Source organism: Proteiniphilum sp. X52 (assembly GCF_003712195.1).
Classification (GTDB): Bacteria; Bacteroidota; Bacteroidia; order Bacteroidales; family Dysgonomonadaceae; genus Proteiniphilum.
Genome location: NZ_RDSD01000092.1, coordinates 1 through 323, shown reverse-complemented (window position 1 = coordinate 323; position 323 = coordinate 1). Strand labels below are relative to the sequence as shown.

The 323-nt window shown below is 44.9% G+C and carries 1 protein-coding gene; it reads left to right on the top strand.

The features are described from left to right. Positions 1 to 254 (top strand): hypothetical protein (locus tag D7D25_RS18130; protein ID WP_158602675.1); only part of this gene is annotated, 254 nt, incomplete at its 5' end. Positions 255 to 323: the final 69 nt, after the last annotated feature.

The following is a 323-nucleotide window of genomic DNA, read 5'->3' as shown; positions in this document are numbered from 1 at the left end:
GTGCAGCCATTGATGGAAAAAATATTGGTAAGGGTTTGCTGCAAGGAGCTAAGAATGGGGCTATAGCAGGTGGAACTGTTGCCGGATTAAATATCGCAACAATGGGAGCAGCATATAAACCGAATAGAACTTATGGAGACTTTGGCAAAAATGGCCCAGTTTACAGAGGAGGAACATTTATTGGCGAAAACGGAGCATGCCCACCCACTCAGGACGGTTCTATCCACCCTTTTTTGATGCGAGAATCGGCTTAAAATCGGCTTAAAAAACGGAGTATTGCCGTTCAATATCGCCGAAAACGCCGAAAAACACCCCAAAAAACG